Genomic DNA, 15,286 nt, shown 5'->3' with positions numbered 1-15,286 from the left:
CCTCATCGGTTCGTTGTCTGGCGCAGCAGCATGGTGCCGCCGCGCTGGGTAAATTCAAGTTTGTTCAGGGCGCTCATGCCGAGCAGCACCTGATCGCCATGCAGCCCCGGCGCCACCAGTGCGCGGACGTCGCGCAGCACGATGTCGCCCAGTTGCAGGCGGTCGATTTTGGTCCGGTAGCCCTGGCTCAGGCCGTTGGCCGTGCTCAGGGTCACGCCGAAACCTTCTTCCAGTTTCAACCGCTTGGCCAGATCCGCCGGGATCGCCACGTCGGTGGCACCGGTGTCGAGCATGAACTCCACCGGCTCACCGTTGATCTGGCCGCTGGCGACAAAATGCCCTTGGGCGTTGCCGGCCAGCTTCACTTCGATCACGCCATCATGCTGCTCGGACGTGACCACGACGTTCGGATTCTGCTGACGCTCTTCCCACTGGCCAAAAAACCGCGTGGCCAGAAACAGCGCCGCGCACCACGCCAGGGTCATCAACACCCGACCGGCGCGCTTGCCCGGCGGTTGCTGACTCATGGCTTGGCGCTCCAGCCACCTTCGGGCGCGGCGAAGCGCCAGACAATCGGCCGAACCTCACCGTCTGCCCGCGGACCGAAATTATTGTCGACGCCAACCCACGCACCCTCAGCGTCAACGATCAGTGCCTCTTCCAACCCGAAGTTCTGCGAGTAACGTCGGTTGGCCTGCAACAATTCGGCTGCGTACGACCAGCAACGCTCGACCTTGGCGGTCTGCGCATCGCGCCGACAAATCTGAAAGGCGTTGCGTTCAAGGGTAAACAATTTGCCGTTGAACAACGAAAGGTCGGAAAAGTCTCGGTCGACCGCTTTGGCATTCGGGAACTGCGGCGGCTGCATCTCCTTGCCGCCCTCACTGAGCAGCACACAACGACCGTCGCAATCCCACACCGTCTGCTGGCGCTTGATCAGCAGCAAGCCACGGCTTTGCCGTTCGGCGGCCAGCCACAGCTGATCGCCCGCCGGGTTGATCGCCAGGCCTTCGAAAATCGCATTGAAATGCAGGAGCATGCCACTGGCCCGCGCTTCGCGAACCATCATCGGCGAGATCTTCAGCCAGTTGACCGGGCCGCTGACGGGCACCTGCAAGACCGCCGCATGGCCCTCGCTGACGATGTAGCGATTGCCGGCGCTGTCGCAGCTGATGCCTTCGAAATCCAGGTCGCCACCGCGCACGAACGACGCGGCCCAATTGCGCGAGCGCAACCCCCACGGCAAACCGGTCTCCGGCACCGGGGGCACGTCGATGTGCAAGGCTTCGGCCTGCCAGACCTGATCGGCGGTATTGAGGCGATAGATCTGGTCGTCATCGCGGTCCGACACCGTCCACAACTCGCTGCCACACATGGCCAGCCCCGACAGGTTGCCGCCGCGCATGCCGTCGACCGGATGCTCGGAAAGCACGCGCAACTCCTGCAACGGCTCGGCCGACACGCTCATCGCACTCAGCAGTAATGCACCCGCCAAGGCCCAGCCAAACCGCATCAGGCCAGCACCTCGGCCAGGTTGCCCTTGGATTCGAGCCAGGTCTTGCGGTCACCGGCGCGTTTCTTCGCCAGCAGCATGTCCATCATTTCCGAGGTTTCGGCAAAGTCCTCGCCCAGCGTCAGTTGCACCAGGCGCCGGGTGTTCGGGTCCATGGTGGTTTCACGCAGCTGCGGCGGGTTCATTTCACCCAGACCTTTGAATCGGGTGACCTGCGGTTTGCCGCGCTTCTTCTCGGCCACCAGACGGTCGAGAATCCCGTCGCGCTCGGCTTCGTCGAGGGCGTAGTAGATCTCTTTGCCGAGGTCAATGCGGTACAACGGCGGCATGGCGACGTAGACGTGACCGGCATCCACCAGCGGACGGAAATGCTGGACGAACAACGCGCACAGCAGCGTGGCGATGTGCAGACCGTCGGAGTCGGCGTCGGCGAGGATGCAGATCTTGCCGTAGCGCAGCTGGCTCATGTCTGCGGCGCCCGGATCGACCCCGATGGCCACAGCGATGTTGTGCACTTCCTGACTGGCCAGCACTTCGCTGCCGTCGACTTCCCACGTGTTGAGGATCTTGCCGCGCAACGGCAGGATCGCCTGGAATTCCTTGTCCCGCGCTTGCTTGGCGGAACCACCGGCGGAATCACCTTCGACCAGGAACAGCTCGGAACGCATCGGATCCTGACCGGCGCAGTCAGCCAGTTTGCCCGGCAGCGCCGGCCCTTGGGTGACGCGTTTGCGCTCGACCTTTTTGCTCGCCTTGAGGCGGCGACCGGCGTTGTTGATCGCCAGTTCGGCCAGCGCCAGACCGGTTTCCGGGTTGGCGTTGAGCCACAGGCTGAAGGCGTCCTTGACCACCCCGGAGACGAACGCCGCCGCTTCACGGGACGACAGACGCTCTTTGGTCTGGCCGGAGAACTGCGGCTCCTGCATCTTCATCGACAGTACGAAAGCGATGCGCTCCCAGACGTCTTCCGGCGCCAGTTTCACGCCGCGTGGCAGCAGGCTGCGGAATTCGCAGAACTCGCGCATCGCATCGAGCAGGCCCTGACGCAGACCGTTGACGTGGGTGCCGCCCTGCGCCGTCGGGATCAGGTTGACGTAGCTTTCCTGCACCGCGTCGCCACCTTCCGGCAGCCACAGCAGCGCCCAGTCGACCGCTTCTTTATTACCGGCCAGGCTGCCGCAGAACGGCTCGTCCGGCAGGCGTTCGAACTCGCTGACCGCGTCGACCAGATAGGAGCGCAGGCCGTCTTCGTAATGCCACTCGACTTTCTCGCCGGTGCCTTTGTCTTCAAAGCTGACCAGCAGCCCCGGGCACAGCACAGCCTTGGCCTTGAGCACGTGCTTGAGGCGGCTGATGGAAAATTTCGGTGAATCGAAGTATTTCGGGTCCGGCGCGAAGTACACGCTGGTGCCGGTATTGCGCTTGCCGACGGTGCCGACGATTTCCAGCTCGGTGGCCTTGAAGCCATCGGCGAAGGTCATCTGGTACTCGTTGCCGTCACGTTTTACCCGTACCCGGACTTCGGTCGACAAGGCGTTGACCACGGAAATACCGACCCCGTGCAGACCGCCGGAGAATTGGTAGTTCTTGTTGGAAAACTTGCCGCCCGCATGAAGCTTGGTGAGGATCAGCTCGACGCCTGACACACCCTCTTCCGGGTGAATGTCGACCGGCATGCCGCGACCGTCGTCGCTGACTTCCAGCGAGTGATCGGCGTGCAGGATCACCTGCACCGATTTGGCGTGGCCGGCCAAGGCTTCGTCGACACTGTTGTCGATGACTTCCTGGGCGAGGTGGTTCGGCCGACTGGTGTCGGTGTACATGCCGGGGCGTTTACGCACCGGGTCGAGGCCCGAGAGGACTTCGATGGCGTCGGCGTTATAAGAGCTAGCGCTGGGAGTGGCCATAGGGTCTCGTCGTCAGTGATTCAATGAAAAAGGGGCAAGACATCACAATCCGGTGAAATCGATTGCCTGATACAAATCGGCGCCAATGCCGGCAAAACTCAGCAACGCCGGCAATTGCCCGGCAAAGCCCTGGAAACCATGGTCGCCACCGGCCTGAATACGCAGCGCACAGGCCCGGTAATACTGCTGAGCGAGGCGATAATCCAGTGTTTCATCGCCGGTCTGCAACCACACCTGATAGCGCTGCGCATCCACGGGCGCCGGCACTTCCAGCTCGGCCAGGGCCGTCACGTGGTCGTGGGTCAGTTCCCAGGTCTCATCGGTATACAGGTTTTTCTGCGTGCCCAGGTATCCGTCGAACATCCGGTGCGGGCTGACCGCCGGGTTGACCAGCAGGGCTTTCAAGCCGTGGCGCTCGGCCAAGTGAGTCGCATAGTAGCCGCCGAGTGAGCTTCCCACCAGCAACGGCCGGCCCAGCTCGGCAATCGCCTGCTCCAACTGACCGATGGCTTGACGCGGGTGGTGATGCAGCGCCGGGACACGCAATTGCTCGCTCAAACCCAGCCGTTCCATCACCGCGACCAACTGACAGGCCTTTTTCGAAGCCGGGGCGCTGTTGAAACCGTGGATATAGAGGATCGAACCGGACATTTGAGCTCCCTGAGTGTCGGCGAAAGATAGCGGAGTTTACAGGGAGTCGAGCAGCGATGGGCCATGCAAATGATGCCCATGCTGCCCCACTGTAGGAGCTGCCGCAGGCTGCGATCTTTTGATCCTTTAAAGCAAAGTCAAAAGAGCGCAGCCTGCGGCAGCTCCAACAGGGATATATCAGTAGCCGTTGGAGCCGTAATCGACGGTGAACTCGAAGTCGGTGACACGCTCGACGCCGGTTTCCAGCCGTCCATCGGGCAACAGCCGCAACCAGCGATACCCCGGCGGCTGCTCGCCAACCTTGAAGTCTTCACTGTTTGGCTCGAACTGAATGCAGGTCGACGGTGAAGCCATCAGCCGCACGCCGTTGCGCTCGCGGTCGATCTCCTGATGCACATGCCCCCACAGCACCGCACGGGCCTGTGGAAAACGATCCAGCACCTCGAAAAACGCTTCGGGATTGCGCAAACCGATCGGTTCCGCCCAGGCACACCCCACCGGCACCGGATGATGGTGGAAACACACCAGATGATGGCGTTCCGGTGCCTCACTCAACGAGCGGGCGAGCAACTGCAATTGATCGTCCTGCAGGTAACCGGGCACAGAACCCGGCACCGCCGAGTCGAGCAAGGTCACGCGCCAGTTGCCGACATCGACCACTGACTCCAGCAACGCACTTTGCACCGCGGCCTGCGCCATGATCTGCGGCTCATCATGATTGCCGGGAATCCAGCGCGCCGGCGCATCGATCTGCGCGGTCATCTGGCGAAACTGTTGATACGACTCCAGCGTGCCGTCCTGGGAAATATCCCCGGTGGCCAGAATCAGGTCGATCCGCGGTTGCTGCCTGAGCACCTGTTCGATGACCTTCTGCAGGCTCTCGCGGGTGTTCATGCCCAGCAGCGTGCCATCCGCCTCGGCGAACAGATGACTGTCGGATAACTGCACCAGCAACGCCGGATCGGCGGTGGTCAATGCGGATACGCTCGGCAAGGCGTTCTCCCAGGGCAAAAGCACGGAATCGGTTGAGTGCCGCAATTATGCTGGGGGATGGCGCAAAGAGGAAACCGACGAACCGGACGCAGTTCACAACTAGCGAACGACTTCGTACTCGTGCCCCAAGGCCAGACAATGGCTCAGCCATTCCCCCAGGAACAGATTGAGCTGGGCCTTTTCATCCGGCTGATGCATCTCGGCGTTCGGGTAAGGATAGATGCCGCGAAAGCGTCGTGCATGTTCGGCGCTGATCACCTCCGCCATGCGCGCGTCGTGATAGACCTGCACCTCCAGTTGCGGCACCGGCAGCCAGGGCAGGCTGTGTTCCTGGCGCACCTGCAACGTCGTGGTGTACGGACAGGTCTGCAGCACTTCGAGGGCCAGCACGCCGAGCATCTGCTCACCCTGGGTCACGGCGATGCGCCGCGCCTCGGGGTCGTTGCGCATGTCCGGCACCAGTCGCATCAGGCGCGCGTAGTTGGCCTCGCAGGCAGCTTGCAGCCCCGCCAGGTCAACTCGATAACGATCGCGCAGCTTGTTTACGACCATAACCCCCTCACTTCGGCGCGGTTGAGCGCCAGCCATTGCAAGGCGATGATGCTCGCCGCGTTGGCAATGCGTCCGTCACGGACGGCCTGCAAGGCATCTTCAAAGGCCCAGACCGTAACGCGGATATCTTCTGCCTCTTCCTCCAGCCCATGCAGGCCGCCTACGCCTTCTGTACTGCAACGCCCCAGAAACAAATGCACGTATTCGTTGCTGCCACCCGGCGACGGGAAATATTGGGTCATCGGCCACAGGGCCTTGATGTCCAGCCCAGCTTCCTCCTGCGCCTCGCGGTGAGCAACCTCTTCCGGCACTTCTTCCTTGTCGATCAGACCAGCGACCAGTTCCACCAGCCACGGGTTGTCGGTCTTGCCCATGGCGCCGACGCGAAACTGCTCGATCAGCACCACTTCGTCGCGCTGCGGATCGTAAGGCAACAAGCACACCGCGTCGTGACGCACGAAGACTTCACGGTTGATCTCGCGGCTCATGCCGCCAGCGAACAGTTCATGGCGCAGGTGCAAACGGTCGAGTTTGTAGAAGCCCTCGTAGCAGCGCTCGCGCTTTACGACATCGACGGTGGCCGGAGTGGCGTTGGCAAAATCAGTCATGAACATCCTCTTTACGGCAAATCCGATACGAGGCTGCTGGTGGTGACTGGCAACCTCGACTTCGCGCCATCCTAACGCGCCCGAGATGATTGATGCAGCCCCTTTACCGTCAGCGGGATGGACGGTGGAGGCGAAACCCACTCTAATTAGCTTAGTGGCGAACTGACTGCTTCGGCGAGAGTCGAAGCGGATAACTTTTCGCCTTCCCCTGTTTCAGAAAGGACGCCCATGTCGCTTTTCAAAATTGCCTCCGTGGCCGCCATCGCCCTGACCCTGGGCGCCTGCGCCAACCTGTTCCAGCCTAACTACCGCGCGCCGCTGGAAACCACCCGCGACGCATCGGAAACCCTGAAACCCGGCTGTTCCAACCCGGACTGCCCGCTGGTAAACATCGACACCCTGCACTTTCCGGCCGAGCCTGCACTGGACAGCATTATCGAAAAACGCCTGCTGCAAATGACCCGCACCGAGGCGAACGCGCCGGTAGCGCCAACCCTGGCGGCCTATCGTGATCAATTCCTGCGCAATGCCGGCCCGCGCAACAGCAGCTATTTGCAGGCCAAAGTACGCGAGCAGCATGACGGCTTGGTGATTGTCGAGCTGTCGAGCTACCTCGACACCGGCGGTGCGCATGGCACCCCGGGTCGCGGTTTCATCAACTACTCGCGCCAGCAGCATAAAGTACTGAACCTGTCGGACATGTTGCTGCCAGGTCAGGAAGAGGCCTTCTGGAAAGCGGCGCAAGTCGCGCACAACAGCTGGCTGATCAGCACCAAACTGGATCAGGAAGCCGAGTTCGTGAAGAACTGGCCGTTCGTGAAAACCCCGAATGTGGCGCTGACCTACGGTGGCGTAATCCTCAAGTACGACGTGAGCACCATCGCGCCTTACGCGCTGGGCCACGTCGAATTGAAGATTCCTTACCCGCGCCTGAACGGCGTGGTCAAACCCGAGCTGTTTCCGGGCCGTAACTGAAGGCTCGACCGAGCACCAGTTGCAACAGCCCTGCCAGCACCAGTGCCGGCAGGGTCGCGCCGACATCCGGATACAGATTCGCCAGCAAGTGGTAGGTGCTGATCCCGCCCAGCCACGCCAACAGCGCCGGCCAGCGCAATGCGGCTGACGCGACGTGAGCGCTGCGCTTGCGCAGGATGAAGTGATCCACCAGCACCACGCCGAACAGCGGCGCGAATACCGAGCCGATCAGCAACAGGAAATTCTGGTACTGCGCCAATGGCGCCAGCAGCGCAATCAGCGTGCAGATCACGCCGATGGCCAGCGCCAGATGCTCGACTTTCAAGCGCAACAGAATCCCGCTGGATACCGCCGCCGAGTGAATGTCGGCGAAGGCGTTTTCCGATTCATCGAGAAGAATCAGCAGCAGCGGAATCCCCAGGCCGGCACCGGCCAACGCCAACAGCAATGCATTGACCTCACCGCTCGGCGCAAACGCCAGGGTGTAGGCCACGCCGAGGCTCATCAACCAGAAATTGCCGATGAAAAAACCGATCGCCGTGCCACCGAACACGTTCTTCGCGCGCTTGCCGAATCGCGAGTAATCGGCGATCAGCGGCAGCCACGACAGCGGCATCGCGATGGCAATGTCGAAGCCCACGGCGAACGGCATCGAACCATCACCGGCACGCGCCCAGAGCGCCGCCAGATCCGCCTTGGCGAACAGGTTCCAGGTCAGCCAGATGCACGCGGCCAATATCAGCCAGATGCCCCATTTGCGCAGGATCTTGCGCACGAACGTCAGCGGCCCGCTGACCGCGAGCAGGGTTGCCAGCGCACCGAAGCACAAGGTCCAGAGCATCGGGCTGGCCCACAGCGAACCTTCGCTGAACGCGCGGGTGCCGAGCAGACTGGCGGCGTCGCGCATGACGATGATTTCAAACGAGCCCCAACCGATCAGTTGCAACAGGTTGAGCAGCGCCGGCAGGCTCGCGCCTTTGCTGCCGAGGCTGAGTTTGAGCGCGGCCATCGACGACAGGCCGGTGTCGCTGCCGATCACGCCAACCGCCGCCAGCAACAGCACGCCGACCAGGGTGCCGAGGAAAATCGCCAGCAACGAACCCGACAGGCCCAGGCCCGGTGCCAGCAGCGCACCGGTCTGCAATACCATCAGGCCGATGCCGAGGGAGAACCACAGGGAAAACAGATCGCGACCGCCGAACACCCGCTTGTCGGCGGGTACGGCGAGCTCGGGGGAATAGGTGCTGGGTTGAATGCTCAAGGGTGTTATCTCAGAGGGACATTTGTTGTTGTGTTGATCAAGCTGCCCTCTTGTGGCGAGGGGATTTATCCCCGATCGACTGCGCAGCAGTCGCAACTTTGAGAACCGGGTCTTTCAGATGTACCGCATTCTCAGATTTTGGGGCTGCTTCGCAACCCATCGGGGATAAATCCCCTCACCACAAAAGACCAGCTAGGGATCAAACCTTCTTGTACAGCTGACTGCCTTCCTTCTTGAACCGCTCGGCCTGTTCCGCCAGGCCTTGGGCGACGTCCACGTCGACCGCGTCGATCCGCTGGTTGGCCGCGTATTCGCGGACTTCCTGGGTGATCTTCATCGAGCAGAACTTCGGCCCGCACATCGAGCAGAAGTGCGCGACCTTGGCCGAATCCTTCGGCAGGGTTTCATCGTGATACGAACGGGCGGTGTCCGGGTCCAGACCGAGGTTGAACTGGTCTTCCCAACGGAATTCGAACCGCGCCTTGCTCAAGGCGTTGTCGCGAATCTGCGCGCCCGGATGGCCCTTCGCAAGGTCGGCGGCATGAGCGGCGATCTTGTAAGTGATGATCCCGGTCTTCACGTCATCCTTGTTCGGCAGGCCCAGGTGCTCCTTCGGCGTCACGTAGCAGAGCATCGCGCAACCGAACCAGCCGATCATCGCCGCACCGATACCCGAGGTGATGTGGTCGTAACCCGGCGCGATGTCCGTGGTCAGCGGGCCAAGGGTGTAGAACGGCGCCTCGTCGCAGCACTCCAGCTGCTTGTCCATGTTCTCTTTGATCAACTGCATCGGCACGTGGCCCGGGCCTTCGATCATGCACTGCACGTCGTGTTTCCAGGCGATCTTGGTCAGCTCGCCGAGGGTTTCCAGTTCGCCGAATTGCGCTTCGTCATTGGCGTCGGCAATCGAGCCCGGACGCAGGCCGTCGCCCAGCGAGAAGCTGACGTCGTAGGCCTTCATGATTTCGCAGATTTCGTCGAAGTGGGTGTAGAGGAAGTTCTCTTTGTGGTGCGCCAGGCACCACTTGGCCATGATCGAACCGCCTCGGGAGACGATGCCGGTCACGCGTTTGGCGGTCAGCGGCACATAGCGCAGCAGCACGCCGGCGTGGATGGTGAAGTAGTCGACGCCCTGTTCGGCCTGCTCGATCAGCGTGTCGCGGAACAGCTCCCAGGTCAGGTCTTCAGCGACGCCGTTGACCTTCTCCAGCGCCTGGTAGATCGGCACGGTGCCGATCGGCACTGGCGAGTTGCGGATGATCCACTCGCGGGTTTCGTGGATGTGTTTGCCGGTGGACAAGTCCATCACGGTGTCCGAACCCCAGCGAATGCCCCAGGTCAGTTTCGCCACTTCTTCTTCGATGGACGAACCCAGGGCGCTGTTGCCGATGTTGCCGTTGATCTTCACCAGGAAGTTACGGCCGATGATCATCGGTTCCAGTTCGACGTGGTTGATGTTGGCCGGGATGATCGCGCGACCACGGGCGATTTCTTCGCGGACGAATTCCGGGGTGATTTCTTTCGGGATGCTGGCGCCGAAGCTGTGGCCGGCGTGTTGCTGGTTCAACAGGCCAGCGGCGCGGGCCTCTTGCAGCTTCATGTTTTCGCGGATGGCGACGTATTCCATCTCGGCGGTGATGATGCCTTTGCGCGCGTAATGCATCTGGCTGACGTTGGCCCCGGCCTTGGCGCGGCGCGGGTTGTTGACGTGGGCAAAACGCAGCTTGGTCAGCTCTGGGTCGGCGAGGCGTTCCTGGCCGAAGTTGGAACTCAGGCCTGGCAGACGCTCGGTGTCGCCACGGTCGTCGATCCACGCCGAACGCACGTCGCCCAGGCCTTTGCGCACGTCGATCACCACGTTCGGATCGGTGTACGGGCCCGAGGTGTCGTAGACAGTCACCGGCGCGTTGATTTCGCCGCCGAAGTCGGTCGGCGTCACATCGAGGGTGATTTCGCGCATCGGCACGCGGATGTCCGGGCGCGAGCCCTGAACGTAGACTTTTTGCGAACGGGTGAACGGCTGAACCGACTGCTCATCGACCTTGGCCGAGTCACTCAGGTTGATCGCGTTTTTTGCTTTTGTAGTCATCACGGGCTCTCCAGACAGCATCCAGGCAGTGGATTGTCGGAGCAGAACCTGAAAGGCACGGACGCACCAGGACTGGTGCTGTGCATCGTCGTCGAGCGTTCGATTGTCGAACAATTTCCCGGACGAAGCACAAGAGGACTCGCCGGGTGACGAGAAATCTTGTTCCCTACGCAGGCGCTAACCTGATCAGGTTCAACGGGATCCGAAATTATTCGATCTCAGCCTCATAGCAAGGCACCCCGACAAGAACCCGGCCAGTCTAGACACAACCGGCAAAGAACGCCAACACCGCGGCAAACACCATGATGAATGGCGCAATTAGCGGGACTTGCAGGATTGTTGCCGCACGATTGCGCAACTACACTCGCTGTGCCCTGCGCGCCTTGACGCTATCGGGGCCGCGCCGTAGCCTTGGCGCGCACATTATTTTCGTAATATTTCTTGCTAGGGATCGCCTCATGCTGCGCAAACTTTCACTGGCTCTTGCCGTGTCTTGTGCGTCCAACGCAATGGCCTGGGCAGCAGAAGCGCCCTTGTCGACCAAAACCGATCTGGTCAGCGTCTATCAGGAAGCGGTCGACAACAACGCCGATCTGGCCGCGGCCCGCGCCCAGTACGGCGCACAGAAAGAAGTCGTGCCTCAGGCCCGCGCAGGGTTGCTGCCCAACCTCTCCGGCGGCGCTGAAGTCGCGGATGTGCGCACCTCGATCGACCAGCCTTCAGCCATTGCCAATCGCAGCGCGCATTCCTATCAGGCGACCCTGGCCCAGCCATTGTTCCGCGCTGACCGCTGGTTCCAGTACCAGGCGGCCAAGGACGTCAACGAGCAGGCGGCGCTGCAACTGTCGGCCACCGAACAGAACCTGATCCTGCAATCGGCCGAAAGCTATTTCAACGTACTGCGCAGTCAGGACAACCTGGCCTCGACCAAGGCTGAAGAAGCCGCGTTCAAACGTCAGCTCGACCAGTCCAACGAACGCTTCGATGTCGGCCTGTCGGACAAGACCGACGTGCTGCAATCGCAAGCCAGCTACGACACCGCGCGGGCCAACCGCATCGTTGCGCAGCGTCAGGTCGATGATGCGTTCGAAGCGCTGATCACCCTGACCAACCGCCAGTACAACTCGATTCAGGGCATCGTCCACACGCTGCCGATCCTGCCGCCGGTGCCAAATGATGCCAAGGCCTGGGTCGACACCGCAGGCAAACAGAACCTCAATCTGCTGGCGAGCAACTATGCGGTCAGCTCCGCCGAACAGACCCTCAAGCAGCGCAAGGCCGGCCACTTGCCGACCCTCGATGCCGTGGCCAAATACGAAAAGGGTGACAACGATGCCCTCGGCTTCGCCAACCCGAATGCTTTCGGTACTCCGTACGGTGGCAACGTCGAACAAAGCACGCTGGCCCTGCAACTGAACATTCCGATCTACAGCGGCGGGCTGACCAGTTCGCAAGTACGTCAGTCGTATGCGCAACTGGATCAGAGCGAGCAACAGCGCGAATCCCTGCGCCGACAAGTGGTGGAAAACACCCGCAACCTGCACCGCGCGGTCAACACCGATGTCGAGCAGGTGCAGGCGCGCCGCCAGTCGATCATCTCTAACCAGAGCGCGGTGGAAGCCACGGAAATCGGCTATCAGGTCGGTACGCGCAACATCGTCGATGTGCTCGACGCCCAGCGTCAGCTGTACACCTCGGTGCGCAACTACAACAACACCCGTTACGACTACATCCTCGACAACCTGCGCTTGAAGCAGGCGGCGGGCACGTTGAACCCGGGTGACTTGCAGGACCTGACGCGTTATCTGAAAGCCGACTACAACCCGGACAAGGACTTCTTGCCGCCCGATCTGGCAAAGGCTGCGGAAGCACAGCTCAAGGCGCGTCCGTAAACAGCAAACAAGATACCTGTGGCGAGGGAGCTTGCTCCCGCTCGGCTGCGCAGCAGTCGTAAATCTGGCAACTCGATGTATCAGGGCTTGGGGCAGCTGCGCTGCCTAACGGGAGCAAGCTCCCTCGCCACAGGGCTTGAGTGCAAATCAGCGAATCAACTTGCCCAGCCCATCCAGCAAGCGCTGCAACGCCCCCTGATTGCGGCGCATCACCGCCAGCCCGGCCTCGGCCATGCGCTGGGCATCACGCGGCAATTCGAACAGCCGCTGCACTTCCACCGCCAAGCCTTCGGCATCATCCACTTCAGCCAGTGCACCGGCTTCGCGCAACTGCGCGGCGATGTCGAGGAAGTTGAACAGGTGTGGGCCGCTCAGCACCGGTTTTGCCAGGGCCGCAGGCTCGAGCAGATTGTGCCCGCCGTTCGGCACCAGGCTACCGCCGACAAAGGCGCTGTCCGCCAAGGCATAGAGAAACAGCAACTCACCCATGGTGTCGCCGAGCAGCACCGAGGTATTGGCCTCGACGTTGGCACCGGTTGAACGGCGCACGGTGGCAAAGCCTTCACGCTGGCACAGTTCGAACACCGCGTTGAAACGCTCGGGATGACGCGGCACCAGAATCAACAGCGCGTTAGGGTAGTTCGCCAACAGGCGACGATGGGCGTCGAGCACCACTTCGTCCTCACCCTCGTGGGTGCTGGCGGCGATCCACACCGGGCGTTCCAGGGCCTGCCACTGACCGCGCAGCTCATTGGCACGTTGCAACAGTTGCGGGTCGATGGTCAGGTCAAACTTGATCGAGCCAGTGACCTCGACCGTCTCCGCACGTGCGCCCAGATCGCGAAAGCGCCGGGCTTCGGCCTCGGTCTGCACCGCGAACAAACTCATTTCGGCGAGCATCGGCGCGGTCAGTTTGCGCAAGCGTCCATAACCCCGGGCCGAACGTTCGGACAGTCGGCCGTTGGCCAGCGCCACCGGAATCCCGCGTTTGGCGCACTGGTGAATGTGGTTGGGCCACAGTTCGGTTTCCATGATCACCGCAAGCTTGGGCTGCGCCCGATCAAGGAAACGCGCCGCCGCACACGGCAAGTCGTAGGGCAGATAACAATGCTGGATGCGCGGCTCCCCGGCGAACAACGCCTGAATTCGCTCCGAACCGGTCGGGGTCATGCAGGTCACGGTAATCGGCAGCTGCGGATAACGTTGCAGCAAGGCGCGGATCATCGGCGCGGCGGCGATGCTTTCGCCCACCGACACCGCGTGCACCCAGATCCCGCCGGGTTGCAATGACGGCATCCCGTAGGAGAAGCGCTCGCCAATCCGCTTGGCATACGCCGGGGCCTTGCGCGAGCGCAGCCACAGCCGAATCGCCACCAATGGCAGCCCCAGGTAAAACAGCGCGGTGTAGAGAGTTCTATTCATGGCGGCGGAGTTTATCGACTTTTGTCGCCAATCGCCCGCAAGTGCACGGCAAAACGTTCGGCCAGCCAGCGCGCGGCAGGCCCCAACGGCTCATCCCGGCGCCAGACTAGCTCCACCACCAGCGCTGGCGGCGTCCATTCGCTGTCCAGTTCAACCATCAGGCCCTGATAGGCCGAATACTGCACCACATGCCGGGGCAGCCACGCCCAGCCTAAATCTCGCACCAGCCATTCGGCCATCACGTAGAAACTGTCGGCGCGCCACACCTGCGGGCTGGCCGGTTCGTTGCCCGGATAAACGCTGGTCTGCGTCGACATCAACAGTTGCCGATGTTGCGCCAGTTGCTGGCAGGTGACGTAGGACTGCTTCGCCAGCGGATGATTAATCCCGCAGACCGTGACCATTTCCACCCGGCCCAAGACCCGGCGTTCCAGCGCCTCGGGGATTTCATCGTGATAGAACAGCAGCCCCAGATCGGCGCGGCGTTCGACCAGTTTGCGCGCGACCTCACCCTGGGCGGCGCTGGTCAGTTGCACTTCGAGGCTGGGAAATTGCTCGGCCAGGGCGTCGAAGCTTTCCACCAGCGCCTGATACGGCATCGCTTCATCCTGGGCCACGCGCAGCTGCGCTTCCTCGCCGCGCATCATCGCCATCGCCCGACCGTTCAGGCGCTCACATTGGCGCAGCACTTCCCGGGCTTCTTCGAGCAGTGCCTCTCCCGCTTCGGTGAGCCTGGGTGAGCGACCGCTGCTACGCTCGAACAGACTGACGCCCAGATCATCCTCCAGCAGGGCAATCGCGCTGCTGATCGCCGACTGCGCCTTGCGCTGCTGGCGGGCCACGGCGGAAAACGAGCGTTGTTCGGCGACGCCGACGAAGGCGCGCAGTTGTTCCAGGTTCCACTGGGTATTCATGGTCTGACCCATCTTTAAAACAGATAGGTAATGACTTTACCCCATCTGGCGAATCACTAGAATGCCGCCTCAGCAAGCAACGTTTCACATTGAGGATTTGAACCATGAACGCCTACGCCTACCTGGCCATTGCCATCTGCGCCGAAGTGATCGCCACCGTGTCGATGAAAGCCGTCAAAGGCTTCAGCACGCCACTGCCATTGGTGTTGGTCATCGTCGGCTACGCGATTGCGTTCTGGATGTTGACCCTGGTGGTGCGTACCGTGCCGGTGGGTGTGGCCTACGCCGTGTGGGCGGGCATGGGCATCGTGATGGTCAGCGTCGCGGCGCTGTTCATTTACGGGCAGAAGCTGGACGTGCCGGCGATGCTCGGCATGGCGCTGATCGTGCTCGGCGTGGTCGTCATCCAGCTGTTCTCGAAAACTGCCGGCCACTGAAGAAAAAGATCGCAGCCTGCGGCAGCTCCTGCATTGGAATGCCCCCCCTGTAGGAGCTGCCGCAGGCTGCGA

The 15,286-nt window shown here is 61.8% G+C and carries 14 protein-coding genes and 1 riboswitch; of the genes, 3 read left to right on the top strand and 11 right to left on the bottom strand.

Features of this window, described 5'->3' with window-relative positions; all coding sequences use genetic code 11:
• Positions 1-2: 2 nt before the first annotated feature.
• From HBN98_RS17820 to HBN98_RS17790, 7 genes are all read right to left on the bottom strand, one after another.
• The gene (locus HBN98_RS17820; protein ID WP_083367187.1) at positions 3-527 is read right to left on the bottom strand and encodes a retropepsin-like aspartic protease family protein; all 525 of its coding nucleotides are present in this window, start codon (positions 525-527) and stop codon (positions 3-5) included.
• Positions 524-1,513, bottom strand: coding sequence for an esterase-like activity of phytase family protein (locus tag HBN98_RS17815; RefSeq protein WP_083367188.1), 990 nt, complete (start codon positions 1,511-1,513; stop codon positions 524-526). Before HBN98_RS17815 ends, HBN98_RS17820 begins: the two co-directional genes overlap by 4 nt.
• Complete coding sequence (gene parE, locus HBN98_RS17810) at positions 1,513-3,420, bottom strand: DNA topoisomerase IV subunit B (protein WP_083367189.1); 1,908 nt, start codon at positions 3,418-3,420, stop codon at positions 1,513-1,515. The genes HBN98_RS17815 and parE overlap by 1 nt, the downstream gene beginning before the upstream one ends.
• Positions 3,421-3,462: 42 nt before the next feature.
• Positions 3,463-4,071, bottom strand: a complete 609-nt coding sequence (locus HBN98_RS17805) for a YqiA/YcfP family alpha/beta fold hydrolase (protein WP_064585682.1) — start codon at positions 4,069-4,071, stop codon at positions 3,463-3,465.
• A 177-nt stretch (positions 4,072-4,248) separates the two neighbouring features.
• Positions 4,249-5,064 carry a 3',5'-cyclic-AMP phosphodiesterase gene (gene cpdA, locus HBN98_RS17800; RefSeq protein WP_064585681.1) on the bottom strand — a complete coding sequence of 272 codons (816 nt, stop codon included), beginning with the start codon at positions 5,062-5,064 and terminating at the stop codon, positions 4,249-4,251.
• A 99-nt stretch (positions 5,065-5,163) separates the two neighbouring features.
• On the bottom strand, positions 5,164-5,616 hold the full coding sequence (locus HBN98_RS17795; RefSeq protein ID WP_083367190.1) for a DUF1249 domain-containing protein: 453 nt from the start codon (positions 5,614-5,616) through the stop codon (positions 5,164-5,166).
• Complete coding sequence (locus HBN98_RS17790; protein ID WP_064585680.1) at positions 5,607-6,224, bottom strand: NUDIX domain-containing protein; 618 nt, start codon at positions 6,222-6,224, stop codon at positions 5,607-5,609. Before HBN98_RS17790 ends, HBN98_RS17795 begins: the two co-directional genes overlap by 10 nt.
• A 228-nt stretch (positions 6,225-6,452) precedes the next feature.
• Here HBN98_RS17790 and HBN98_RS17785 point away from each other — a divergent pair, with 228 nt between their 5' ends.
• Positions 6,453-7,199, top strand: coding sequence for an RsiV family protein (locus HBN98_RS17785; protein WP_083367191.1), 747 nt, complete (start codon positions 6,453-6,455; stop codon positions 7,197-7,199).
• Here the strand turns inward: HBN98_RS17785 and cytX are convergent.
• Both cytX and thiC read right to left on the bottom strand, forming a co-directional pair.
• Positions 7,168-8,460 (bottom strand): putative hydroxymethylpyrimidine transporter CytX, encoded by a 1,293-nt coding sequence (gene cytX, locus HBN98_RS17780; RefSeq protein WP_064585678.1) that lies wholly within the window; start codon positions 8,458-8,460, stop codon positions 7,168-7,170. The genes HBN98_RS17785 and cytX overlap by 32 nt on opposite strands.
• Positions 8,461-8,659: 199 nt before the next feature.
• Entirely contained in the window at positions 8,660-10,549 is a 1,890-nt protein-coding gene (gene thiC, locus HBN98_RS17775) for a phosphomethylpyrimidine synthase ThiC (protein WP_064585677.1), read from the bottom strand.
• Between the two features lie 146 nt (positions 10,550-10,695).
• Positions 10,696-10,801, bottom strand: a riboswitch (TPP riboswitch).
• Positions 10,802-11,007: 206 nt separating this feature from the next.
• On the opposite strand from thiC, the gene HBN98_RS17770 reads away from it, so the two are divergent.
• Positions 11,008-12,441, top strand: a complete 1,434-nt coding sequence (locus HBN98_RS17770; protein WP_064585676.1) for a TolC family outer membrane protein — start codon at positions 11,008-11,010, stop codon at positions 12,439-12,441.
• Positions 12,442-12,588: 147 nt separating this feature from the next.
• On the opposite strand, the gene waaA is transcribed toward HBN98_RS17770, so the two are convergent.
• Positions 12,589-13,863, bottom strand: a complete 1,275-nt coding sequence (gene waaA / locus HBN98_RS17765; RefSeq protein ID WP_083367192.1) for a lipid IV(A) 3-deoxy-D-manno-octulosonic acid transferase — start codon at positions 13,861-13,863, stop codon at positions 12,589-12,591.
• 11 nt (positions 13,864-13,874) lie between these two features.
• On the bottom strand, positions 13,875-14,777 hold the full coding sequence (locus HBN98_RS17760) for a LysR family transcriptional regulator (protein WP_064585674.1): 903 nt from the start codon (positions 14,775-14,777) through the stop codon (positions 13,875-13,877).
• A gap of 104 nt (positions 14,778-14,881) precedes the next feature.
• On the opposite strand from HBN98_RS17760, the gene HBN98_RS17755 reads away from it, so the two are divergent.
• Complete coding sequence (locus HBN98_RS17755) at positions 14,882-15,214, top strand: DMT family transporter (protein ID WP_064585673.1); 333 nt, start codon at positions 14,882-14,884, stop codon at positions 15,212-15,214.
• Positions 15,215-15,286 lie beyond the last annotated feature (72 nt).

This window comes from Pseudomonas koreensis (assembly GCF_012986595.1).
In the GTDB taxonomy this organism is placed as follows: Bacteria; Pseudomonadota; Gammaproteobacteria; order Pseudomonadales; family Pseudomonadaceae; genus Aquipseudomonas; species Aquipseudomonas koreensis.
The sequence above is the reverse complement of the archived record's forward strand: the minus strand, read 5'-3'. Positions and strand labels throughout refer to the sequence as shown.